The following is a 21,559-nucleotide window of genomic DNA, read 5'->3' on the forward strand; positions in this document are numbered from 1 at the left end:
CGGGGCGCCGCGCGTCGATCGCGGTACGGACTCAGATGCCGACCTTGATGCGCGTGAAGCGCTTCAGGGTGACACCCGCCTCGTCCAGAACCTTCTGGACGGACTTCTTGGGGTCGAGCGCGTACGGCTGACCGAGCAGCGTCGCGTCCTTGAAGAAGCCGTTGACGCGACCCTCGACGATCTTGGCGATCGCGGCCTCGGGCTTGCCCTCGGCGCGGGTGGTCTCCTCGGCGATACGACGCTCGGAGTCGACGACCTCGGCCGGCACCTCGTCCTTGGCCAGGTACTTCGGCGCGAAGGCGGCGATGTGCTGGGCGACACCGCGGGCGACCTCGGCGTTCGGCTTGTCCAGCTCGACGAGGACACCGATCTGCGGCGGCAGGTCGGGCATCGTGCGGTGCATGTACGCGGAGACGTAACCGTCGGCGTACTGGGCGAAGCGGTCCAGGACGATCTTCTCGCCCAGGTTCGCGTTGGCCTCGTCGACGAACGCCTGGACCGTCTTGCCGGACTCGATCTCGGACGCGAGGAGCGCCTCGATGTCGGCCGGGGCGGTCGCGGCGACGTGCTGCGCGATCTGGTTGGCGACGGACTGGAACTTCTCGCCCTTGGCGACGAAGTCCGTCTCGCACTTCAGCTCGACCAGGACACCGGAGGTGTTGTCGTCGGCGATGACGGAGACCACGGCGCCGTTCTCGGCGGAGCGGCCCTCGCGCTTGGCGACGCCCTTCTGGCCCTTGATACGGAGCGCCTCGACGGCCTTCTCGACGTTGCCTTCGGCCTCGTCCAGGGCCTTCTTGCAGTCCATCATGCCGGCGCCGGTGAGCTCACGGAGCTTCTTGACGTCGGCGGCGGTGTAGTTCGCCATGATCTGAAAATCTCTTCTCGGAGTTCGAAGTCTCGAAGTCGGCGGCGGCCGCGTGGTGAGCGGGCTTCCGCCAAAGATCTACGGGCTACGAAGATCTAGGGGCTGTAGGTGAACGGCGGGTGGCGCGGTCGGCACCACCCGCCGTCACTTCAGCTCAGCCCTTTGGCCCGGAAGGTCAGGCCGTTGGCCGGAGGGTCAGGCCTGCTCGGCGTCGGCGGCCGGAGCGGCCTCGACCTCGGCAGCGGGAACCTCGGCAGCGGCTTCGGCGGCGGGCGCCTCGACCTCGGCAGCGGCCTCCTCGACGGCGACCGGAGCCTCGGCCTGCTCGGCGTCGGCGACCTTCTCGGTCTCGGCGGAGGTCTGCACCTCGGCGTCGGCGGCCGGAGCCTCGTCAGCCTTCTTCTCGCCCTCGAGCAGGTCGCGCTCCCACGCGGCGAGCGGCTCGCCGACGGCCTTGTCACCCTTGGCCTCGGCGGCGACACCGGAGCGGCTGATGAGGCCCTCGGCGACGGCGTCGGCGATCACGCGGGTGAGCAGGGTGACGGAGCGGATCGCGTCGTCGTTGCCCGGGATCTTGTAGTCGACCTCGTCGGGGTCGCAGTTCGTGTCGAGGATGGCGACGACCGGGATGTTGAGCTTCCGGGCCTCACCGACCGCGATGTGCTCCTTCTTGGTGTCCACGATCCAGACGGCGCTGGGAACCTTGGACATCTCGCGGATACCACCGAGGGTCTTCTCCAGCTTGGCCTTCTCGCGCGAGAGCACGAGAAGCTCCTTCTTGGTGAGACCGGACGCGGCGACGTCCTCGAAGTCGATCTGCTCGAGCTCCTTGAGGCGCTGCAGACGCTTGTAGACGGTGGAGAAGTTGGTGAGCATGCCGCCCAGCCAGCGCTGGTTGACGTAGGGCATGCCGACGCGGGTGGCCTGCTCGGCGATGGCCTCCTGCGCCTGCTTCTTCGTGCCGACGAACATGACCGTGCCGCCGTGGGCGACGGTCTCCTTGACGAACTCGTAGGCGCGGTCGATGTACGACAGCGACTGGAGCAGGTCGATGATGTAGATGCCGTTGCGCTCGGTGAAGATGAAGCGCTTCATCTTCGGGTTCCAGCGACGGGTCTGGTGACCGAAGTGGACGCCGCTTTCCAGCAGCTCCCGCATCGTGACGACGGCCATGGCCGTTCTCCTTGATTTTCTCGGTTGTGCCGCGAGTACCGGGACGGCACTCGCGCCTGACGCCCACGTGCGCGTGCCCAGAGGACCGAGGAGCGCTGACACCGGTTCTCGTCTCTCGACGGAGGACCAGATGTCGGGGCGTGCGAAGTCGACCCGGTGACCCGGATCGCCAAAGGAAGTGTACGGGACCCGCGAGGTACCGGGTGACGCCGTTGTCCACAAGCACCCGGCGGTCCACAGGTCCCGGCCATGATCGGCACGGGTACGGCACGGTTTGTGCCATGCGAACGCGACGACGTGACCAACTCGTGCACGCGGCCCTGGCGTTACTGCTGGCCCTGCTGCTGCCCCTCCTGACCTGCGCGGCCCGCGCGAGCGACAGCCCACCACCGGCACCAGGGGTCCCACCCCTTCCCGTAACGGCCCTGGCTCGCACCTGGCCGGTCGGCTCCCACCCCTTGGTCCTACGAGGCTGGGAGCCCCCGCCGAAGCCCTACGCCCGGGGCCACCGGGGTGTGGACCTGTCGACCCTGGCCGGCGCTCCGGTACGAACGGTGGCACCGGGCCGGGTCTCCTTCGCGGGCCGGGTGGCGGGGAGGGGGGTGGTCGCGGTCGAACTGACCGGCACGGACCTCCGCACGACCTACGAACCGGTGAGCGCGACGGTGAAGAAGGGGGACGAGGTGGAGCCGGGCCAGGTGGTGGGAACCGTGGAGCTCACGGGCTCCCACTGCGCGACGACGTGCGTGCACTGGGGCTTGCTGAGAGGGGAGGTGTACTTGAACCCGCTGGAGCTACTGCCTCCATGGCTGCTGAACAGGGGCCCGTCACGCTTGCTGCCGATGCTCGGAGCTTTTTAGGGGCGCGGGGCTGTATCGATTTGCGGCTCCGCCGCCGGGCGCGACCAGCCCCCACAGACCCGCAGCCAACACTCAGCTCAGGACGCCCCGCAGAGCCATACTCACCGCAGCCTCGGTAATCACCGAGGGCTCCTCCGCGGCCCCCAGCTCGATCCGCCGCACAGCCGCATCGACAACCCCTTGCAGCAACATCGCCGCCAACCGAGGCTCCGCATGCCCCATCTCCGCCAACGCGGAGACGATCATCGCCACCAACCCCCCGTGCGCGGCCCGGATCTTCTCCCGTGCCCCCGCGTCCAACTCACTCGCGGAGATGGCGACCACAGCCCGATGCCGCCGGTCCCCGACCAACGCGAGCTGCTGCCGTACATACGCTTCGACCTTGCCCTCGGCGGAGCCGGCCCGCTCCATCGCCGCCGACACATCCGCCGCCCAGACGGGAAAGTCGACCTCGCACAGCTCCTCGACGACGGCGGCCCGCGAGCGGAAGTACTCGTACACGGACGACCGCGCGAGCCCCGTCCGCTCGGCCAGGGCCGGGAAGGTCAGCGCCTCCGTCCCGCCCTCGGACAGCAGGTAACGAGCCGCGTCCAGCAGGGCGGCTCGCTGCATCGACCGGTGCTCGGCCACGGAGGCCGCTCGAATCCTTGGCACGTCAACCACTCTACGGACGGTCCACGCCCGGCGGGAGTGACAGGGGCCATGCAGGCACGATTCTGCGAGGTCGAGGAGGTCGTACGACTTCTGTTCAACGGCCGAAACTCGCCAGTTTGGCGCGCAACTGCAGCACCGACTTGGTATGGATCTGGCTGACCCGGCTCTCGGTCACCCCGAGCACGTTGCCGATCTCGGCGAGGGTGAGGCCCTCGTAGTAGTACAGCGTGACGACGGTCTTCTCCCGCTCGGGCAGGGTGTTGATCGCCCGCGCGAGGAACCGCCGCAGTTCGCGCCCCTCGGCCACCTCCACCGGGTTGTCGGCGGCGGTGTCCTCCAGGGTGTCCATCAGGCTGAGCCGGTCACCGCCCTCGCCGCCGGCGTGCAGCAGTTCCTCCAGGGCGACTACGTTGGCCAGCGACAACTGGCTGAAGACGGCGTGGAGTTCCTCCACCGCGATGCCCATCTCGGCGGCCACCTCTCCCTCGCTGGGGGTGCGCCTGAGCTTCGCCTCCAGCGTGGCGTACGCCCGCTCGACGTTGCGCGCCTTCTGCCGTACCGAGCGCGGGATCCAGTCCAGCGCGCGCAGTTCGTCGATCATCGCGCCCCGGATGCGGGTGATCGCGTACGTCTCGAACTTGATCTCCCGCTCGATGTCGAACTTCTCGATCGCGTCGATCAGTCCGAACACCCCCGACGACACGAAGTCCGCCTGTTCCACATTGGGCGGCAGCCCGACGCTCACCCGTCCCGCGACGTACTTGACCAGCGGCGAGTAGTGCAGGATCAACTGCTCACGCAGCCGCTCGTCGCCCGTCGTCTTGTACGACCGCCACAACTCCTCGAGCGTCGAGGGAGCGGGCGGCCGGACGCTGCCACCGTCACGGGCGGCTGGGGGGATCGCCGCCCGGTCGGACCCGGAGGTGTGCTGGGGCATTCGTCGCCTTGTGCCGTTCTGCTGTGAAGTGGGGTTGCCTGGGTGAGCTGTCGGAGTGATGTGGAGATGCCGGTCTGTGCCGGAATCCCCGTGAGCGTAGCGTGACTGGAGTGTCGCGGTGTGCGAAGGGCGGGGCCCGGACCGGGCACGGACGCGTTCGACAGGGCGCCGGAACGGGTTGCCCCGATCGCTCTGCGTGATCATCAGAATGCGCCAACTGCGGGAATTCCCAAGGGTGTCGGGGTTCCCCCGGACGGCCGAACACACTCGGTCAGCGGCGCCCCCGACCGGGCCGGACCGAGATCATCGCCTGGCGTGTCAACTTCCAGCCGTCGCTGTGTCGTTCGACGTAACCAAGTGCTCGGAGTTCGTACAGTCTCGCGACCGCGTCGTCCTCCGTGGTCTGCGCACCACGCGCGATCTCCCCCGGCGGCGCCGCCCTGTTGCCGGGCAGTGCCGCGAGGACGCGCCGGGCGGCCGGCTCCAACAGGTCGCGCGGGAGCACCGGTCCGCGTCGGTCCGGGGCCAGTTCGCCCATGTCACCGACCAGTTCGACGACTTCCGCGGCGTCGGTGACCAGCACCGCCTCCCCGCGCAGGAGTTCGTGCACACCGGCGGACAGTCCGCTGGTGGCCGGGCCGGGCACGCCCATCGTGTGGCGCCCCAACCGCTGCGCGGCCCGCGCGGTGACGAGCGATCCGCTCCGGTACGCGGCCTCGACCACCACGGTGCCCCGCGTGAGCGCCGCGATCACCCTGTTCCGGAGGATGAACCTGCTCGGCGTCGGATGCTCGCCGGGCGGCAACTCGCCCATCACCAGGCCCTGTTCGGCGATCCTGCCGATCAACTCGGCGTGGCCGCGCGGGTATGGCCGGTCGACACCGCAGGCGAGCACGGCGGCGGTGGCCCCGCCCGCGCCGAGGGCGCCGCGATGGGCGGCGCCGTCGACTCCGTAGGCGCCGCCGGACACGACCACCCAGCCGAGCTCCGCGAGGCCGGCGGCGAGGGTGGCCGCCATGTGCGCGCCGTACTCGGTGCAGGCGCGGGCGCCGACTACGGCGACCGACTCGAGCGCCCACACCCGCAGGTTGGGCAGCCCGCGCACCCACAGCCCGACGGGCCGCGCGTCCCCGAGATCGTCGAGCTGAGCGGGCCACTCGACACCACCGGGGCACACGAACCGAACCCCCGCGTCCCGCGCGACGGCCAAGTCCCGCCCGGGCTCGACCAGTCCGGCCCGCGCACACAACCCGGCCCACCGCTTGTCGGTCACCCCGACGAGTTGCGGCCCTCCGCTCCGCAACCTCCGAGCCACTTCCACGGCCCCGAACTCCCGAATCCACCGACCGGCGACCTCATCACCGGGTTCGACAACCCGGGCCAGAAAGACACGGGCGAGCAGGTCGTCGCCGTCGTCAGGGGGGCCTGTCCGGTCATCGGGCCAGACTCGGTCATCGGTCCGGACTCGGTCATCGGTCCGGACTCGGTCATCGGTCCTGGCCAGGCCATTGCCCCTGGCCCTGTCATCAGCCCCGTCTCGATCATCCGTCCCGGCCCAGCCATTGGCTCCGGTCGCGCCATCGGTCCGGGTCCGGTCATTGGCCCCATCAGTGTCATTGGTCCCGGCCCGATCCCAGCTCCCGGTCCAGCCATCGACCTCCGTCCGGGCACCGGCCCCGGTCGCGCCACCGACCCCGGTCCGATCACTAGCCCCGGTCGCGCCATCAACCCCGGCCGGACCATGACTCCCGTCCCCGCCACCAGCCCTCGCCCGGGCACCGGCCCCCCTCCGGTCGTCGGTCCCAGTCGCGTTATTGGTCCCGGTCCGATCGTCGATCCCGCCCGCGCCATCAACCTCGGCACGATCGCGACTCCCGGCCCAGCCAGCGGCTCCCGCCCGATCGTCGATCCCGCCGGCGTCATCGATTCCGGCCCGATCACAGCTCCCCCTCCAGTCATCGGCCCCCGCCCGGGCACCGGCCCCGGTCGCGCCATCAACCCCGGCCGGACCATGACTCCCGTCCCAGCCACCGCCCCCCGCTAAGGCACCACCCCCCGCCCGGCCATCAGTCCCAGCCGCACCATCAGCCCGGGCCCACTCATCGACCCCGCCCACACCATCGCCCCCGATCACGTCATCGCCCCGATAGCCATAGGCACACCCCGCGGCACTCCCGTACGCAGTTGCAGAGCGAGGGCGACATCCCTCGCGCCGGGGCGGTCGTGGCCGACGAGGTCGGCGACCGTCCAGGCGACGCGCAGGACCCGGTCGAGCCCGCGTGCGGTGAGCGCACCGCGCTCCAGGCTGCGTTCGGCCTCGTCCATCGCGCCGCGCTCGGCGTGCCAGCGGCTGCGCAGTTCACGGCCGGGCACCTCGCTGTTGGTGCGCCAGGGCGTGTCCGCGAGCCGTGCCGCCGCCCGCTCCCTGGCCGCCCGCACCCGGTCCGCGACAGTCGCCGTGGACTCGCCCCGCGAGCCACGTCCGGTGAGCTGGTCACGCGTGACGCGGTCCACCTCCACGCGGAGGTCCACCCGGTCGAGCAGTGGCCCGGAGAGCCGGGCCTGGTACCTCCGGATCGACATCGGCGCGCACTCGCACAGGTCGTCGGCCTGCGAGAAGCGGCCGCATGGACAGGGGTTGGCCGCGAGGACCATCAGGAACCTCGCCGGGAACCGGACCACACCCGCACTGCGCGCGATCACCACATGCCCGGCCTCCAGGGGCTGCCGCAGCGCGTCCAGGGCCTGACCGCTGAATTCGGGTGTTTCGTCCAAAAACAGCACACCCCTATGCGAGAGGGACACCGCCCCGGGCCGCGCGATCCCCTGCCCGCCCCCGACGAGCGCCTGCATCGTGGCCGAGTGGTGCGGGGCGCAGTACGGAGCCACGTCGATCAGGGGTTTGCCCGGCGGCAGCAGGCCCGCCACCGAGTGCACCGCCGTGACCTCCAGCGACTCCTGCCTGCCGAGCCGGGGCAGCACGGCGGGCAGCCGCTCCGCGAGCATCGTCTTGCCGGCCCCCGGCGGGCCCTCGAGGAACAGATGATGGCCGCCGGCCGCCGAAACCTCGACCGCCGTCCGCGCCGAGTACTGGCCGACGACATCCGCCAGATCGTGCCCCGCGTCGTGCTGGGCCGCGCCCATGCTGTGCATCCCCGTGGCGGCGCCCGTGCCCGGCATGCGCAGTCCGGCGAGCAGCGGGTCAGGGCGTCCCAGTTCGTCGGGTTCCTCGTCGGGTACGGGTTCGTCGGCGAGCACGGCGATCAGCTGCCGCAGGGTGCGCACGCCCAGCACGGACACCCCGGGCACGAGCGAGGCCTCGGCGGCGGCGCACTCCGGCACGACGACCTGCTCGTATCCGGAGTCCGCGGCGGCCAGTACGGCGGGCAGGATGCCCCGGACCGGCCGGACCCGCCCGTCCAGGCCGAGTTCGCCGATCATCACGATGTCGGCGAGCACGCGCGGATCGATCCGCTCGGCCGCGCCGAGCACGGCCGCCGCCACGGCGAGGTCGAACCCGCTGCCGCTCTTCGGTACCGACGCCGGGCTGAGCCCTACGGTCAGTTTCTTCTGCGGCCAGGGCGCTCCCGAGTTGACGACCGCGGCCCGCACCCGGTCCTTGCTCTCCGTCAGGCTCTTGTCGGGCAGTCCCACCAGCGTGAACGCGGCGACGCCCGGTTCGAGGTCGGCCTGGACCTCGACCACCACACCCTCGACGCCCACCAGCGCCACCGAACACGTACGAGCGAACCCCATCTCAGGCCACCCCCCGCGCATGCTCGACCACGGGCCCGCCGCGCCGGGGCAGGACGACACCCACCAGGTCGATACGGACCCCTCCCGGCGGGGCTCCGCCGTGCGCGTGGATCCACCGCTCGGCGAGGCCTCGCAGGCGCTCCGCCTTCTCGGGTGTCACGGCGGCCATCGGGTGCTCGAAGGCACCGGCCCGCCGTGTCTTGACCTCGCAGACGACCAGGACGTCCCCGTCCCGCGCCACGATGTCGATCTCGCCTGTCCTGCCACAGCGCCAGTTGCGCTCCAGGACCGTCATCCCGGCCTCCGCCAGCCGTCGTGCGGCCAGCGTCTCGCCGTACTTGCCGAGTGCGTTGCGTGCGTTCATGTCGGCACCACCTCCGGCACCAACCGTCACGCGGAACGGTCCACCAAGTGGATCTTGGTGGACCGTTCAGTGATTGTGGAGAACTCCGCCACCCACACGAGTGACGGCCACCCCGCGGCCGGCCGCCGTCACCCGCGCCGCCGTCACCCGCCCGGCAGCTCCAGATCGCTCTTGTTCAGCTCCTCGATGTTCACGTCCTTGAACGTGAGAACGCGGACCTGTTTCACGAAGCGGGCCGGTCGATACATGTCCCACACCCAGGCATCCGCCATGGACACCTCGAAGAACACCTCGCCCTGGACCGAGTGCACCTGCATCTCGTAGTCGTTGGTGAGGTAGAAGCGCCGTTCGGTCTCGATCACATATTTGAACAGACCGACGACATCGCGGTACTCCCGGTAGAGCTTCAGCTCCATCTCGGTCTCGTACTTTTCGAGGTCCTCGGCGCTCATGGCATGTTCCCCTTCAGCCGTGCGATCCCACCATTGTGCGCCAGTCCCGTACGCCCCTAGACGATTTCGGTGTCAAGGGTCACGGGCCCGGCCGGGGGACCTTCGTCGAGCAGCCTGCGGAGCAGCTCGGCGAGTCTGGTCGGATACACCGTCTCATGCGCCCGGTCCAGTTCCCGGCACGTCCACCAACGTGCTCCGGAGACGCTGCGTCGCTCCAGTTCCGTGAGGGCCGTGGCGCCGGGCACGCCCTCGGCCGTGGCGGACGTCCTGGCCAGGTAGTACCACTCGTCCTGGTCCCAGCGGCGGCCCGCGAACGGGAAGGAGCACGTCCGGGTCCACAGCACGGGGCCGAGTTCGACCTGGGTGATGCCGGTCTCCTCCGCGAGTTCCCGTAGTGCGGCCTCCTCGCGGGTCTCGTCGCCCTCCAGGCCGCCGCCGGGCGTGAACCACCAGTCGTCGGACGGGTCGTCGGGCTCATGGCCGTGGAGCAGCAGGATGCGGTCCTGCGGGTCGAGGAGGACGACCCGGGCGACCTTGCGCAGCCCGCTCTCGTACGAGTCGCCGTACGCGCCCTCCTCGGTGGCCTCAGCGGGCACCGGCGGGCTCCGTCCGGGTGCGGGTGCGGCGGCCGGCCGCCAGCTTGGCGATCGGGCCGTAGGCGCCGCCGCCGAGGACGAGGACCGCGCCCGCGACGATCAAGGCGATGATCGTGCTCAGCGGGCCGGGTTGGGAGAGGGCACCGAGCGGTTCGAAACCGGTGGGGCGGGCCAGCATGCCCTTCATCGGCCAGACGACGGCGTCCACGCGGGCGCTCACCGCGCTGCTCGCCACGGTGCCACTGGCGACATCCGTGAGGTGGGCGCTGGAGTCCAGGGACCCCTGGCGTTCGTCGCCGAGCAGGAACAGCCGGCCCTTGGGGACCTTCACCGCCGGGATCGTCTTGATCTCGGCCGGGCCACCCTTGAGGTAACTCTCGGCGATCTGTTTGCCGTTGACGACCAGCTTGCCGTTCGTGCAGCAGGAGACGGTGTCCCCGCCGACGGCGACCACGCGCTTGACCACGGGGGCGTTCGTCACCCAGGTCGAGTCGGTGAAGACCACGACGTCGCCGCGGCGCACCTCGTCGCCGTCGACGCGCTGGGCCAGCACCCGGTCGCCCGCGTCGATCGTCGGTGTCATCGAACTGGTCGGTACCGTGTACGGCCGGTAGACCACCGCTCCCCAGCCGAATCCCCCGAGGAACAGCACAAGGCCCAGCGCGACGGCCAGTCCGGACAGTCGCTGTCCGGTCCGGCTGCCCACCGGGCCCTTGCCAGTGCCACCGCCGGTACGCGGGGCCGTACGTGTTGCGCTCTCGCCACCCATGGGTCCGCACCCTACCCGGCGGTACCGAGGGTGGTCAGCCCTTCCTCCGGGACCAAGGTCACAAGCTCTACAAGGCCTTTACCCGACCTTGGCGGACCGCCTGCGGCGCCACAGGGCGATCGGCAGGACGCCGACGAGGGCGAGGCCCTCCGGAGCGGCCGTCAGGAGGCGGGAGCCCGAGGCCCGGGTGTTGATGCCCGCCTGGTCGAAGGTGTCCGGGATCGGCAGCGTGCCCCAGCGGTTGATGGGCCAGGCCTTGACGATCGCGCGGCCGACGACGTCCTTCACCGGGACCATGCCGTGGTGCTTGTCGGACTGGTTGTAGCGCGAGTCCCGCGAGTTCTGCCGGTGGTCGCCCATCACCCAGATGTCGCCCTTGGGGACCTTGACGGTGAACTGGCCGCCCTGGTCGTCGTTGGTGCACGGGGTGTTGCCGGCGTAGACGTACGGCTCGTTCAGCGCCTTGCCGTTGACCGTCAGCGGGCCGGTGCCGCTGCAGGAGATGGTGTCGCCGCCGACGCCGATGACCCGCTTGATGAGGTCCTTCTCCTGGGCGGAGGGCATCAGGCCGATCCAACTGAGCACCGTCTGCAGGGCGTTGGGGTCGGCCGCGGGCTCGCCCGCCAGCCAGTCGTCCGGGTCGTGGAAGACGACGACCTCACCGCGCTCGGGCTCGGAGCCGAACCACGGGGTGAGCTTGTCGACCAGGACGCGGTCACCCTGCTGGAGGGTGTTCTGCATCGAGTCGGACGGGATGGAGAACGCCTGCACCAGGAACGTCTTGATCAGCAGCGCGAGGACCAGCGCGATGACGACCAGGATCGGCAGCTCCTTCCAGAAGGAGCGCGGCTTCTTCGGCTGCGGGGTCGGGTCGCCCGGCCCCTGATCGTCAGTGCGGGTCGGGCCGCCCGGCGCCGTACCGTCCTCGTCGGCTCCGGAGTCACTCCCGGAGGTCACGGCGCTGTCCGCGGCCGGGACGGGTGCTTCCACGGGGTGTCCGTGGTGCTCCTCGCCGTCGTGTCCGGACCGTGCGCCAACCGCCACATCCCCCACGCCAACTCCTTACTCTGTGCCGCCGCCCGCGCCATCCTCGGCGCAGGCCCACCACTCCCATAACGAGCGGGAGTTCCGCAGGGCTCGGGAGTTGGATCGATCCGTTCGGATCGACCGGGGCAACCCTATGCGACAGTTCGGGACCGGCGGTCGTCCCCGACACCGAGTTGGAAACCGATGCGAAGGTTTTAGGTTCGTTCAGGCTGGTCCAGTGGCCCATGGGCCAGGCGATCACCTTGGCCCGTCCCACCACCGAACTGAGCGCGACCGTGCCTCCGTAGCTGGTGTTCTGGTGTGCGCGGGAGTCCGCCGAGTTGCCGCGGTGGTCGCCCATCACCCACAACCGGCCCTTGGGGACGGTGATGTCGAACGCCGTTTCGGACGGGGAGTTCCCGGGATACAGGTAGTCGCCCTCGGTCAGGGGCACCCCGTTGACGGTCACCCGCCCTTGCGCGTCACAGCACTTGACGTGGTCGCCGCCGACGCCGATGACCCGCTTGATGAGGTCCTTCTCGTTGTCCGACGGCAGCAGGCCGATGAACTGAAGGCCTTCCTTGAACTGCTTGACGACGATGGGGTCGTTCTTCTTGGTGGTCTGTTCGTCCGCGAGCCAGCCGCCCGGGTCGTGGAAGACGACGACGTCGCCGCGCTTGGGCTCGGAGCCGAACCACGGGGTGAACTTGTCGACCAGGACGCGGTCGCCGATGCGGATCGTCTGCTCCATGGAGCCCGACGGGATCACGAACGCCTGGAGGAGGAAGGTCTTCAGGACGAGGGCTATGAGGACCGCGACACCGACCAGGAGGGGTATCTCCCGGACCGCGCCGCGTCGTCGTCGCCGCTTGACCTTGCGCTGGAGCTTGCGCCGCTCGGCACGGCTGCGGCCGGCGCCCCCCGCCGGGGCGAGCGCGCCCGCGCCCGCGCGCCGGAAGCCGGTCGGCAGCAGGTTCTCGTTCCCGAAGTTGCCGCCCGGCTCAGCGCCGCGCGGCTTGCCGCGATTACCCATGGGCGCCGTCCGCGGCGGGTACGCGCGCGTAGGCACCGGGTCGGACGAGGTGGGTCCAGTGCCCGGCGGGCCAGACGATCCAATCGGCCCGTCCGATGACGTCACCAACGGGAATCATGCCTCCGCCCGGATCGCCCAGGTGGTCCCGGGAGTCGCTTGAGTCGCCGCGGTGGTCACCGAGGACGAACAGCGTGCCGTCGGGTACCACGACGTCGAAAGCCACGGTGGACGGAGCGTCACCGGGATACAGGAACGCCGTCTCGTCGACCGACCGCCCGTTCACCTCGAGCCTCCCCTTCTCGTCGCAGCAGACCACGCGGTCTCCCCCCACACCCACAACGCGCTTGATGTAGTCGGCGTCCCCGAAATAGCCGGTGCCGTCGAACACAACGATGTCGCCGCGCCTCGGATGGGCACCAAAACGGTACGCCAACTTATTTACGAGAACGCGGTCGCCGATCCTCAATCCGGATTCCATGGATCCGCTGGGAATCTGGAATGGTTGCAGTAAGAACGTGTTGAGAAGCAGCAGGAACACCAGACAGACCAGGGCAGTCAGGGTGATCCGGCCGCCGGGCACCCACTCCGCGACACGCGACAGCAACGCGAAACGCGACCGTTCCTCCGGTCCTCCGGTGTCCGAGGTGTCCTCGGAGTCGGAAGGGCTGGAGGAGCGATCGCGCTCCGTGGGCTGTGCTTCGGTGTCCATCGGAGCCAGATGCTATCCGGCCCCGATGAGAACCCCGTCGCGACCTCAGTTGTCGCGCTTCTCCTTGATCTTCGCGGCCTTGCCGCGCAGGTCACGGAGGTAGTACAGCTTCGCGCGACGGACGTCACCGCGGGTCACGAGCTCGATCTTCTCGACGATCGGGGTGTGCACCGGGAAGGTGCGCTCGACGCCGACGGAGAACGAGACCTTGCGGACCGTGAAGGTCTCGCGGACACCGGCGCCCTGGCGACGGATGACCACGCCCTTGAACTGCTGCACACGGGAGCGGTTGCCCTCGATGACGCGGACGTGGACGTTGACGGTGTCACCCGGGCGGAAGGCCGGGATGTCGGTGCGCAGCGAGGCGCCGTCGACGGTGTCGAGCAGGTGGGACATTTCGTCTGCTTTCTTCATCGATGCCACAGGTCACCGACGGGAGATAGGTGTTCTGAAGGGTGCCGTGAGTGTCGGGGCGGGCGTCATGTCCCCCTGTGGCAGGGGCGCACACCGGACGACGCACAACAGCGACCTATTCTTCCACGCCGTCCGGCCCACGCCAAAATCGGCCGTACGGCTCCCCCGCCGGGTCCGGTGCCCAGCCCAGGATCGAGAGCATCTCGCGGTCCTTCTTGTCGAAGGTCCTGGGCTCGCAGCGCTCGATCAGGTCGGGCCGGTGGGCGGCCGTGCGCTTCAGGGCCTCGTCGCGCCGCCAGCGGGCGATCCTGCCGTGGTGGCCGCTGAGCAGCACGTCCGGGATCTCCCGGCCGCGCCACTGGGGCGGCTTGGTGTAGATCGGCCCCTCCAGGAGGTTGGCCATGGCCCCGGGCGCGAAGGAGTCGTCGCGGTGGGACTCGGCGTTGCCCAGGACACCCGGCAGCAGCCGTGCCACGGCCTCCGTGACGACCAGGACGGCCGCCTCGCCGCCGGCGAGCACGTAGTCGCCGATGGACACCTCGTAGACGGGCATCCGGGTCGCGTACTCGTCGATCACCCGCCGGTCGATGCCTTCGTAGCGGGCGGGCGTGAAGACCAGCCAGGGCCGCTCGGAGAGCTCCACGGCGAGTTCCTGGGTGAAGGGCCGGCCACTGGGCGTGGGCACGATCAGCGCGGGCGCACCGGAGCCCGTCTCGTAGCCGTCGGCCAGGACGGAGTCCAGGGCGTCGCCCCAGGGCTCGGTCTTCATGACCATGCCGGGGCCGCCGCCGTAGGGGGTGTCGTCGACCGTGTTGTGGCGGTCGTACGTCCAGGAGCGCAGATCATGCACGTGCACATTCAGCTGTCCACGCGCGCGTGCCTTGCCGACGAGGGAGACGTTCAGCGGTTCGAGGTACTCCGGGAAGATCGTGACGACGTCGAGCCTCATGCGTCGCTGTCCTTTACGGAGTCGCCGTCCACAGAGTCGCCCTCTACGGAGTCGTCATCCGAAGGGTCTTCCTTGGAGGACACGATCTCCGCGCGGTCGTCGATCAGCCCGGGCGGCGGGTCGATGACCGCGCGCTGCTCCTCCAGGTCGATCTCGATGACGATGGACTCGACGAACGGGATCATCACCTCGCTGCCGTCGGGCCGCTCCACGATGAAGAGGTCCTGGGAGGGCAGGTGCGAGATCTCGGTGATCCGGCCGACCTCCTCGCCGTCCTTGGTGACGACGTCGAGGTCCATCAGCTGGTGGTCGTAGTACTCGTCCTCCTCCTCGGGCAACTCCTCGGGATCGATCTCGGCGATCAGGAGGGTGTTGCGCAGGGCCTCGGCGCCGGTGCGGTCGCTGACGCCCTCGAAGCGCAGGAGGAGGCGGCCGCTGTGGACCCGGCCTGTCTCGATGGTCAGAGGGCCGGTGGCGGCGGGTTCGGTGGCCAGGACGGCTCCGGGGGCGAGCCGGAGTTCCGGCTCGTCGGTGCGTACCTCGACGGTGACCTCGCCCTTGATGCCGTGGGCGCGGCCGATGCGAGCGACTACCAGCTGCACTGTGCTTGCTCTCCTGTATTGCGACGAGTACGACGACTATTACGAGGGCCAGTTACGACGACGGGCCGGGGACGGCCCGCAGGCCCTCCCCGGCCCGAGCCGGTGTGCGATGAACGTCAGCGGACGTGGTCCACGTCGACGAGGTCGACGCGGACACCACGGCCGCCGATGGCGCCCACGACGGTGCGCAGAGCGCGAGCGGTGCGGCCGTTGCGACCGATCACCTTGCCGAGGTCGTCGGGGTGTACCCGGACCTCCAGCACGCGCCCGCGGCGCAGGTCGCGCGAGGCGACCTGCACATCGTCAGGGTTGTCGACGATGCCCTTCACGAGGTGCTCGAGAGCCTCCTCGAGCATGCTCAGGCCTCGGTCGACTCGGACTCGGCCGGAGCCTCGTCCTTCTTGTCGGCCTTCTTCTTCTGGGTGATCGCCTCACCCTTGCTCGAGTCGTCGCCACCGAGGGCGTCGAACACCGGGCGGGCGGCCTTCGGCGCGGCCACGAGCAGCGGCGCCGGGGCCGGCAGGCCCTTGAACTTCTGCCAGTCGCCGGTGAGCTTCAGGATGGCGAGCACGGGCTCGGTCGGCTGCGCGCCGACACTCAGCCAGTACTGCGCGCGGTCCGTGTCGACCTCGATGCGCGAGGGGTTCTGCACCGGGTGGTACAGACCGATCTCCTCGATGGCCCGACCATCACGGCGGGTACGGGAGTCGGCGACGACGATGCGGTAGTGAGGCGAACGGATCTTGCCCAGACGCTTCAGCTTGATCTTGACTGCCACGGGAGTGGGTTCTCCTGGTTTTGACGTGATTGGGCACGGCGGGACGGCCGCGTGGGGTTGCGGTACCCGAGTGCCCGATGGACGCGTCAGCCGGAGGCGAGAGGGTTCCTGTGCGGCTGTCGAGTACAGCTAGACATTGTGCCACACCCTGGCGGTCCGCCCGACCGGGGAGCATGCCCCCGCATGCCCCCGCCCATGCGGAAGCGACACCCGGCGCCGGGAGGTGACCGGCGCGGGTGTGCGCAACCCCGACCCGCGGGATGCGGCTGCCACGAGCAGCCGTGTCCTCAGGCCGCGCCCACGACCTCCGGGATGCGGAAGGGCTTGCCGCAGCCCCCGCACACGATCGGCGCCTGGGCCAGCACCGACGGAACGACCCGGACGTTACGACCGCAGTCGCAGACCGCCTTGACGCGGACGCCGCCACCGGACGAACCGTGCCGGGCGGCCGGGCCGCGGAAGGTGCGGGAGGTGTCCGCCGAGGTGGCGACGGTGTGGGCCTTGAGCGCGCGCTGGAGGCGCTCGATCGTCGGCCGGTAGCGCCGCTTGGCCTCGGGGTTGAGCTGGACCAGCGAGAAACCGCTGCTGGGATGCGGTTCGTCGGGGTGGTCCAGGCCCAGCTCCTCGGCGATCGCGAGGAATCTGCGGTTGTGGTAGCGACCGGCACGGGACGTGTCGCGCACGCCGCGCGAAGCGGCGATGCCATGGACTGCCTCATGGAGCAGTCGCTCGAAGGAGAGCTCGTGTCCGCAGGCGGACGACGATTCTCCGATCAGGGACTCGGGCGCGGCCAGATCGGGCAGTTCGGGGTGGTACCGCTGAATATCGGCCCACGCCTCTGCCAGCTCTGCGGCGAGAACAGGTGGTGTCTGTGTCGTGCTCACGTAATGACAACGAGCCGGAGTGCCCCTGTGTTCCGATTCCGGGGCATCCCAAATAATTTGCACGTACCCGTCAGTTGCCGCTGATGCGTCCGGAGGAGGGCGGGTGCGCTGATCTGCGGAGAAGCCTCACAGCTCCTACCAAGCTGGTGCGTAGTCCTACGTACGACCCGGCGCGTAGACGATGTCCGCGCGCCGGGGGAGCTGATGTCCGCCGTTGCGCAAGAGGCCTTTCGGTCGCTCTGCCGCCGGAGCCCGCCGCTTCAGTAGGCGCGCGCGACGACCGCGACGTTACCGGGTGACTGATCGGCGTCCGGGACCGACCCGTCCTCGGCGACCAGGCACCGTACGGTGACCGCGTGCTCGGCCAGCTCGGCCTCGCCCTCTTCGCCGAGGGTCGCCCACGGGATGCGTGCCCAGCCGCCGGCGGTCGCGGCCTCGACGGCCTCCGCGATCGTCGACACCTCGGAGGTGCGCGACTCGCGCCGCTCACGCGACTGCTTCAGCAGCAGCGCCTGGTCCTCCTCAAGGACGACGGGAAGCAGCTCTACGAGGGAGTCGATCGCCACCGGCTCCTTGCCTCCGGGGATGCGACGGGCCAGCATCGCGGTGCCGTTCTCCAGGTCACGGGGTCCGACCTCGATCCGTACGGGCACGCCCTTCAGCTCCCAGTCGACGGCCCGGCGCCCGAAGGGGACGTCCGTGCGGTCGTCGACGCGGACGCGGACGCCCGCCGCCTTCAGCCGGGCACCGATCTCGCGGACCTTGGCCAGAACCGCCTCGTCCCCCTTGATCGCGAGGACGACGACCTGGATGTGCGCCAGCCGCGGCGGCACCCGGAGTCCGTCGTCGTCGCCGTGCGTCATCACCAGGGCGCCGATCATGCGCGTGGTGGAGCCCCAGGAGGTCTGCCAGACCAGTTCCTGCTTGCCCTCCTTGGACAGGTACTGGGTGTTGAAGGCCTTGGCGAAGTTCTGGCCCAGCTCGTGACTGGTCGCCATCTGCAACGCCTTGCCGTCGCCCATCATCCCTTCCAGGGTGAGGGTGTTGATCGCGCCCGCGAACCGCTCCTTGACCGTCTTGCGACCCGGTACGACGTCCATCGCGAGGACGTTGACCATGAAGTCCTCGTACACCTGACGATGGATGTGCGCAGCGAAGTCACGCGCCTCCTCGTAGCTCGCGTGCGCGGTGTGCCCCTCCTGCCAGAGGAACTCGCTCGTGCGCAGGAACAAACGGGGCCGCAGCTCCCAACGGACCACGTTCGCCCACTGGTTGATCAGCAGGGGCAGGTCGCGGTAGCTCTGCACCCACTTCGAGAAGTACTCGTTGATGATCATCTCGGAGGTGGGCCGGACGACCGCGGGCTCCTCCAGCTCCTTGCCGCCGCCGTGCGTGACCACGGCCAACTCGGGCGCGAAGCCCTCGACATGGTCCGCCTCGCGGGCGAGGTAGGACTGCGGGATCAGCAGCGGGAAGTACGCGTTCTCGGTGCCCGTCTCCTTGATGCGGGCGTCCATCTCGGCCTGCATCCGCTCCCAGAGGCCGTACCCGTACGGTCGGATGACCATGGAGCCGCGCACCGGGCCGTTGTCGGCCAGCTCGGCCTTGCTGATCAGATCCTGGTACCAGCGGGGGAAATCGTCCGCCCTGGGAGTGAGTACGGGTGCCTTCGCCATGGCGCGATGGTACGGGCCCACGTTGCCGTCATGTGAATTCTCGCCACTCCCACGGAGAAGCCACAAGCCGGGCCCCACAACCCCTGGACGCCGTAGCGCGTGCGGAGTTTGCTGGCTTACGGGGGAAGTGCGGGCGCACATCACGGGGGCCTCGGAAACGGGCACGGCCACATCTCTCGGCGGATTGGGGCGCTTTCGATGACACCTACGCTCGTGCGGCACTACCTGCCTCATGCGGGGCCCGTGCCCCGTGTGGACCTGGGTGCACGTGCGCGTGACTGGTCCGAGATCCAGGAGCGGATGCTGGTGCCGCTCTACGAAGCGGTCTACGAGCGACTGGAGGTGGGATCCGGCAGCCGGCTCCTCGGCCTCGGCTGCGGCTCCGGGCTCGCCCTGCTGATGGCGGCCTCCAGAGGCGCGACGGTCACCGGTGTGGAGCGCTTCTCCCCCGAACGGCTGGCCCTCGCCCGCGAGCGACTGCTGCCGGCCGCCTGGTCCCCACGCGCGCGTGCCCACACCCGGCTCGTCTACGGCTCACCGAGGGACGCGGCCGACGCGGAGACGCCCGCGTACACCCTGGTGACCGCCTTCGAGCCCATCGGGTGTCTTGCGGGCGACTCGGAGGGGCTCGGCGACCTGCTGGCCGGCGCGACACCGCTCGCCGCGCGCGGGACACCCGTGGTGCTGACGGGCTGGGGCCCTCCGGAGCGCTGCGCGACCTCGTCCGTGCTCCGGGTGGCGACCAGACTGGCGGACCCGCTGCGCGGCACGGGCAGCCCGCGCCCGGTCCTGCGCGACGACCTGGAGGAGGTCGCCCACCGCGCGGGCCTCAGGCCGGACGGCTCGGGACGGGTGGCCTGCCCCTTCGGGTACGCCGACGTCGAGAGCGCCGTACGGGGGCTGCTGTCGACGGGACTCTTCGACGCGGCGATCGTCGCGACGGACCAGGCGCAGGTGGACAAGGAGTTGGCGGAGGCTTTGCATCCGCATCGTCGGCAGGACGGGACGGTGTGGATGCCGAACGTCTTCCGGTATCTGATCGCGCGTACGACCTGAGGATGACTTACGGCTCTTCCTTGAAGAGGCGGGTCACGCCCGCGATGCGGTACGCGTCCGTCTCCTCCAGGGTCTCGTTCTCCAGGAGGGCTTCGGCGAGCGCGTCCAACTGGTCGCGGTGGTCGCGGAGTTTACGGACGGCCTCGTCGTAGCACTCGTCGACGATGCGGCGCATCTCGTCGTCGATCACGTCGAGGGTCTGCGGTGCGGCGGCGAGGCCGTAGGCCTGCTGGGCGTCGTTCGGGAGGGCGGAGAGGCGGCCGACGCGCTCGCTCATGCCCCAGCGGGCGACCATCCCGCGCGCGATGTTGGTGACCTGTTCGAGGTCGCTCTCGGCACCGGTGGTGATCACTCCGTAGACGACCTGTTCCGCGGCCATGCCACCCAGGGCGCCGATGATCCGGCCGCGCAGATACTCCTCGGTGTACGCGTACTTGTCGGAGTCCGGCGTCGAGAGCGTCACGCCGAGTGCCCTCCCGCGCGGGACGATGGTGATCTTGCGGACCGGGTCGGCGCCGGGCTGGAGCATGCCGAGGAGAGCGTGGCCGCCCTCGTGGTACGCGGTGCGCCGGCGCTCCTCCTCGGGCATCACCAGCGGCCGTTCGGCGCCCAGTTGGACCTTCTCCAGGGCCTCCGAGAGGTCGGCCTGGGTGACCTCGCTCTGCTTGCGCTTGACCGCGAGGAGGGCTGCCTCGTTGGCGAGGTTGGCGAGTTCGGCGCCGGTCATGCCCGGGGTCGTCCGGGCGACCTGGGCGAGGTTCACGTCCTTCGCGAGCGGGATCTCGCGGGTGTGGATCTCCAGGATCGCCTCGCGGCCGCCCCGGTCGGGCGGCGAGACAACGACCACCCGGTCGAAGCGGCCGGGGCGGGTCAGCGCCGGGTCCAGGACGTCGGCGCGGTTGGTGGCCGCGATCACGATGACGCCCTCGGAGCCGGAGAAGCCGTCCATCTCGGTGAGGATCTGGTTCAGGGTCTGCTCGCGCTCGTCGTGACCGCCCATTCCCGAACCGCCGCCCCGCGCGCGGCCGATGGTGTCGATCTCGTCGATGAAGATGATCGAGGGGGCCACCTTGCGGGCCTCCGCGAACAGTTCACGCACGCGTGAGGCACCGACGCCGACGATCATCTCGATGAACTCGGAGGCCGAGGCCGAGAAGAACGGCACCCCCGCCTCCCCCGCGACCGCCCGCGCGAGCAGCGTCTTGCCGGTGCCGGGCGGGCCCGCGAGCAGCACGCCCCGGGGCATCTTGGCGCCCATCTTGCGGTACTCGTCGGGGTTCTTGAGGAAGTCGACGACGTCGTTCAGCTCGCCCTCGACCTCGTCGATGCCGGCGACGTCCTCGAAGGTCGTGCGCTGTTTGCCCGGCTCCAGCTCGACCGGCTTGGGCGGGGCCTTGCGGCCGAGCATGCCGCCCGCCCCGCCGAGCCCCGAGCTCATCCGCCGCGCGATGAAGAGCCACAGGACGACCAGCAGCAGCATCGGGGCCAGCGAGATCAGCAGATTGGCCAGAAAACTACGGTGTTGTACGACCGGCTCCGCCGTGACCGTGACGTTGTGCTTGGTCAGGTCCTCCCAGAGCTGGTCGTCCGCGAAGGTCGGCCGCTCGGTGTCGAACTTGGTGTACTTGCCGTCGCCGTCCGGGTTCTTCTGCTCCTTCTTGAGCTGGCCCTGGATCGCGTTGCCCTTGGCGTAGATCTTGGTGACGTTGCCCGCGTCGACCTGCTTGCTGAACTCCGTGTACGAGATCGTCGGCTCGTCGCCCTCGTTGAAGAACGACAGGATCAGATTCGCGACCAGGTACACGACCAGCGCGGTGAGGATGAGACTCCACCAGCCGCCGCGCATCTTCTTCCCGCCCGGCGACGGCTTCGGAGGCTCGTCCGGGGTGCCCTCGGTACGCCAGGGCTGGTCGGGAGACTTGCGCGGCGGCGCGGGGTTGGTCATACCGGCAAGTTACGACACGGGCCAGGCGTCGGCACGCCCGGCATGCGCCGAGGGCGCC

General features: G+C 69.9%; 23 protein-coding genes. 2 read left to right on the forward strand and 21 right to left on the reverse strand.

Annotated elements, in window-relative coordinates:
- Window positions 1–31: 31 nt before the first annotated feature.
- Together tsf and rpsB are read right to left on the reverse strand one after the other, a co-directional pair.
- Window positions 32–868 carry a translation elongation factor Ts gene (gene tsf, locus ACIRRY_RS30390; RefSeq protein WP_403978703.1) on the reverse strand — a complete coding sequence of 279 codons (837 nt, stop codon included), beginning with the start codon at window positions 866–868 and terminating at the stop codon, window positions 32–34.
- Window positions 869–1,063: 195 nt separating this feature from the next.
- A complete protein-coding gene (gene rpsB, locus ACIRRY_RS30395; protein ID WP_403978706.1) occupies window positions 1,064–2,041 on the reverse strand; it encodes a 30S ribosomal protein S2 in 978 nt (325 codons plus the stop codon).
- A gap of 281 nt (window positions 2,042–2,322) precedes the next feature.
- On the opposite strand from rpsB, the gene ACIRRY_RS30400 reads away from it, so the two are divergent.
- A complete protein-coding gene (locus tag ACIRRY_RS30400; RefSeq protein ID WP_403978709.1) occupies window positions 2,323–2,901 on the forward strand; it encodes a murein hydrolase activator EnvC family protein in 579 nt (192 codons plus the stop codon).
- A 72-nt stretch (window positions 2,902–2,973) separates the two neighbouring features.
- On the opposite strand, the gene ACIRRY_RS30405 is transcribed toward ACIRRY_RS30400, so the two are convergent.
- The 18 genes from ACIRRY_RS30405 to proS all read right to left on the reverse strand — a co-directional run bounded on the left by ACIRRY_RS30405 (window position 2,974) and on the right by proS (window position 18,500).
- Complete coding sequence (locus tag ACIRRY_RS30405) at window positions 2,974–3,531, reverse strand: TetR/AcrR family transcriptional regulator (protein ID WP_403979071.1); 558 nt, start codon at window positions 3,529–3,531, stop codon at window positions 2,974–2,976.
- A gap of 118 nt (window positions 3,532–3,649) precedes the next feature.
- On the reverse strand, window positions 3,650–4,492 hold the full coding sequence (gene whiG / locus ACIRRY_RS30410; RefSeq protein WP_403978712.1) for an RNA polymerase sigma factor WhiG: 843 nt from the start codon (window positions 4,490–4,492) through the stop codon (window positions 3,650–3,652).
- A 271-nt stretch (window positions 4,493–4,763) separates the two neighbouring features.
- Window positions 4,764–5,894 (reverse strand): DNA-processing protein DprA, encoded by a 1,131-nt coding sequence (gene dprA, locus ACIRRY_RS30415; protein ID WP_403979074.1) that lies wholly within the window; start codon window positions 5,892–5,894, stop codon window positions 4,764–4,766.
- Between the two features lie 728 nt (window positions 5,895–6,622).
- Entirely contained in the window at window positions 6,623–8,248 is a 1,626-nt protein-coding gene (locus ACIRRY_RS30420) for a YifB family Mg chelatase-like AAA ATPase (RefSeq protein WP_403978715.1), read from the reverse strand.
- A gap of 1 nt (window position 8,249) precedes the next feature.
- The gene (locus ACIRRY_RS30425; RefSeq protein WP_403978718.1) at window positions 8,250–8,612 is read right to left on the reverse strand and encodes a YraN family protein; all 363 of its coding nucleotides are present in this window, start codon (window positions 8,610–8,612) and stop codon (window positions 8,250–8,252) included.
- 143 nt (window positions 8,613–8,755) lie between these two features.
- Window positions 8,756–9,064, reverse strand: a complete 309-nt coding sequence (locus tag ACIRRY_RS30430; protein ID WP_003965949.1) for a DUF2469 domain-containing protein — start codon at window positions 9,062–9,064, stop codon at window positions 8,756–8,758.
- Between the two features lie 56 nt (window positions 9,065–9,120).
- Window positions 9,121–9,660, reverse strand: a complete 540-nt coding sequence (locus ACIRRY_RS30435) for an NUDIX hydrolase (RefSeq protein ID WP_403978721.1) — start codon at window positions 9,658–9,660, stop codon at window positions 9,121–9,123.
- A complete protein-coding gene (gene lepB / locus ACIRRY_RS30440) occupies window positions 9,650–10,429 on the reverse strand; it encodes a signal peptidase I (protein ID WP_403978723.1) in 780 nt (259 codons plus the stop codon). Before lepB (ACIRRY_RS30440) ends, ACIRRY_RS30435 begins: the two co-directional genes overlap by 11 nt.
- 78 nt (window positions 10,430–10,507) lie before the next feature.
- Complete coding sequence (gene lepB / locus ACIRRY_RS30445) at window positions 10,508–11,482, reverse strand: signal peptidase I (protein WP_403978726.1); 975 nt, start codon at window positions 11,480–11,482, stop codon at window positions 10,508–10,510.
- The gene (lepB, locus tag ACIRRY_RS30450; RefSeq protein ID WP_403978728.1) at window positions 11,370–12,488 is read right to left on the reverse strand and encodes a signal peptidase I; all 1,119 of its coding nucleotides are present in this window, start codon (window positions 12,486–12,488) and stop codon (window positions 11,370–11,372) included. Before lepB (ACIRRY_RS30450) ends, lepB (ACIRRY_RS30445) begins: the two co-directional genes overlap by 113 nt.
- Window positions 12,481–13,197: a signal peptidase I gene (gene lepB / locus ACIRRY_RS30455; RefSeq protein WP_403978731.1), complete on the reverse strand. Its 717-nt coding sequence runs from the start codon at window positions 13,195–13,197 to the stop codon at window positions 12,481–12,483. Before lepB (ACIRRY_RS30455) ends, lepB (ACIRRY_RS30450) begins: the two co-directional genes overlap by 8 nt.
- A gap of 45 nt (window positions 13,198–13,242) precedes the next feature.
- Window positions 13,243–13,593: a 50S ribosomal protein L19 gene (gene rplS, locus ACIRRY_RS30460; protein ID WP_384165692.1), complete on the reverse strand. Its 351-nt coding sequence runs from the start codon at window positions 13,591–13,593 to the stop codon at window positions 13,243–13,245.
- Window positions 13,594–13,726: 133 nt separating this feature from the next.
- Window positions 13,727–14,560: a tRNA (guanosine(37)-N1)-methyltransferase TrmD gene (gene trmD, locus ACIRRY_RS30465; protein ID WP_403978735.1), complete on the reverse strand. Its 834-nt coding sequence runs from the start codon at window positions 14,558–14,560 to the stop codon at window positions 13,727–13,729.
- Window positions 14,557–15,162 carry a ribosome maturation factor RimM gene (gene rimM, locus ACIRRY_RS30470; RefSeq protein ID WP_403978738.1) on the reverse strand — a complete coding sequence of 202 codons (606 nt, stop codon included), beginning with the start codon at window positions 15,160–15,162 and terminating at the stop codon, window positions 14,557–14,559. Before rimM ends, trmD begins: the two co-directional genes overlap by 4 nt.
- Window positions 15,163–15,278: 116 nt before the next feature.
- Window positions 15,279–15,518 (reverse strand): RNA-binding protein, encoded by a 240-nt coding sequence (locus tag ACIRRY_RS30475; protein WP_005479813.1) that lies wholly within the window; start codon window positions 15,516–15,518, stop codon window positions 15,279–15,281.
- 2 nt (window positions 15,519–15,520) lie between these two features.
- On the reverse strand, window positions 15,521–15,940 hold the full coding sequence (gene rpsP, locus ACIRRY_RS30480; protein ID WP_403978741.1) for a 30S ribosomal protein S16: 420 nt from the start codon (window positions 15,938–15,940) through the stop codon (window positions 15,521–15,523).
- A gap of 287 nt (window positions 15,941–16,227) precedes the next feature.
- Window positions 16,228–16,824 (reverse strand): hypothetical protein, encoded by a 597-nt coding sequence (locus ACIRRY_RS30485; protein ID WP_019058697.1) that lies wholly within the window; start codon window positions 16,822–16,824, stop codon window positions 16,228–16,230.
- A gap of 260 nt (window positions 16,825–17,084) precedes the next feature.
- Window positions 17,085–18,500 carry a proline--tRNA ligase gene (proS, locus tag ACIRRY_RS30490; RefSeq protein ID WP_403978743.1) on the reverse strand — a complete coding sequence of 472 codons (1,416 nt, stop codon included), beginning with the start codon at window positions 18,498–18,500 and terminating at the stop codon, window positions 17,085–17,087.
- Window positions 18,501–18,698: 198 nt separating this feature from the next.
- Between proS and ACIRRY_RS30495 the strand changes: the two genes are divergently transcribed.
- Complete coding sequence (locus tag ACIRRY_RS30495) at window positions 18,699–19,556, forward strand: SAM-dependent methyltransferase (RefSeq protein ID WP_403978746.1); 858 nt, start codon at window positions 18,699–18,701, stop codon at window positions 19,554–19,556.
- A 7-nt stretch (window positions 19,557–19,563) separates the two neighbouring features.
- Here the strand turns inward: ACIRRY_RS30495 and ftsH are convergent, their stop codons facing one another.
- The gene (gene ftsH / locus ACIRRY_RS30500) at window positions 19,564–21,501 is read right to left on the reverse strand and encodes an ATP-dependent zinc metalloprotease FtsH (protein WP_403978749.1); all 1,938 of its coding nucleotides are present in this window, start codon (window positions 21,499–21,501) and stop codon (window positions 19,564–19,566) included.
- Between the last annotated feature and the right edge of the window lie 58 nt (window positions 21,502–21,559).

It is taken from the genome of Streptomyces sp. NPDC101776, assembly GCF_044766845.1.
GTDB lineage: Bacteria > Actinomycetota > Actinomycetes > Streptomycetales > Streptomycetaceae > Streptomyces.

Excerpts from the sequence above, each read along its gene's own strand:
- ACIRRY_RS30420 (WP_403978715.1), bottom strand. The coding sequence starts at position 8,248 with ATGGGGTTCGCTCGTACGTGTTCGGTGGCGCTGGTGGGCGTCGAGGGT.
- tsf (WP_403978703.1), bottom strand. The coding sequence starts at position 868 with ATGGCGAACTACACCGCCGCCGACGTCAAGAAGCTCCGTGAGCTCACC.
- ACIRRY_RS30400 (WP_403978709.1), top strand. The coding sequence starts at position 2,323 with ATGCGAACGCGACGACGTGACCAACTCGTGCACGCGGCCCTGGCGTTA.
- lepB (WP_403978728.1), bottom strand. The coding sequence starts at position 12,488 with ATGGGTAATCGCGGCAAGCCGCGCGGCGCTGAGCCGGGCGGCAACTTC.
- whiG (WP_403978712.1), bottom strand. The coding sequence starts at position 4,492 with ATGCCCCAGCACACCTCCGGGTCCGACCGGGCGGCGATCCCCCCAGCC.
- ftsH (WP_403978749.1), bottom strand. The coding sequence starts at position 21,501 with ATGACCAACCCCGCGCCGCCGCGCAAGTCTCCCGACCAGCCCTGGCGT.
- lepB (WP_403978723.1), bottom strand. The coding sequence starts at position 10,429 with ATGGGTGGCGAGAGCGCAACACGTACGGCCCCGCGTACCGGCGGTGGC.
- ACIRRY_RS30475 (WP_005479813.1), bottom strand. The coding sequence starts at position 15,518 with ATGCTCGAGGAGGCTCTCGAGCACCTCGTGAAGGGCATCGTCGACAAC.
- proS (WP_403978743.1), bottom strand. The coding sequence starts at position 18,500 with ATGGCGAAGGCACCCGTACTCACTCCCAGGGCGGACGATTTCCCCCGC.
- lepB (WP_403978731.1), bottom strand. The coding sequence starts at position 13,197 with ATGGACACCGAAGCACAGCCCACGGAGCGCGATCGCTCCTCCAGCCCT.
- trmD (WP_403978735.1), bottom strand. The coding sequence starts at position 14,560 with ATGAGGCTCGACGTCGTCACGATCTTCCCGGAGTACCTCGAACCGCTG.
- ACIRRY_RS30430 (WP_003965949.1), bottom strand. The coding sequence starts at position 9,064 with ATGAGCGCCGAGGACCTCGAAAAGTACGAGACCGAGATGGAGCTGAAG.
- rplS (WP_384165692.1), bottom strand. The coding sequence starts at position 13,593 with ATGTCCCACCTGCTCGACACCGTCGACGGCGCCTCGCTGCGCACCGAC.
- ACIRRY_RS30495 (WP_403978746.1), top strand. The coding sequence starts at position 18,699 with ATGACACCTACGCTCGTGCGGCACTACCTGCCTCATGCGGGGCCCGTG.
- ACIRRY_RS30425 (WP_403978718.1), bottom strand. The coding sequence starts at position 8,612 with ATGAACGCACGCAACGCACTCGGCAAGTACGGCGAGACGCTGGCCGCA.
- rpsB (WP_403978706.1), bottom strand. The coding sequence starts at position 2,041 with ATGGCCGTCGTCACGATGCGGGAGCTGCTGGAAAGCGGCGTCCACTTC.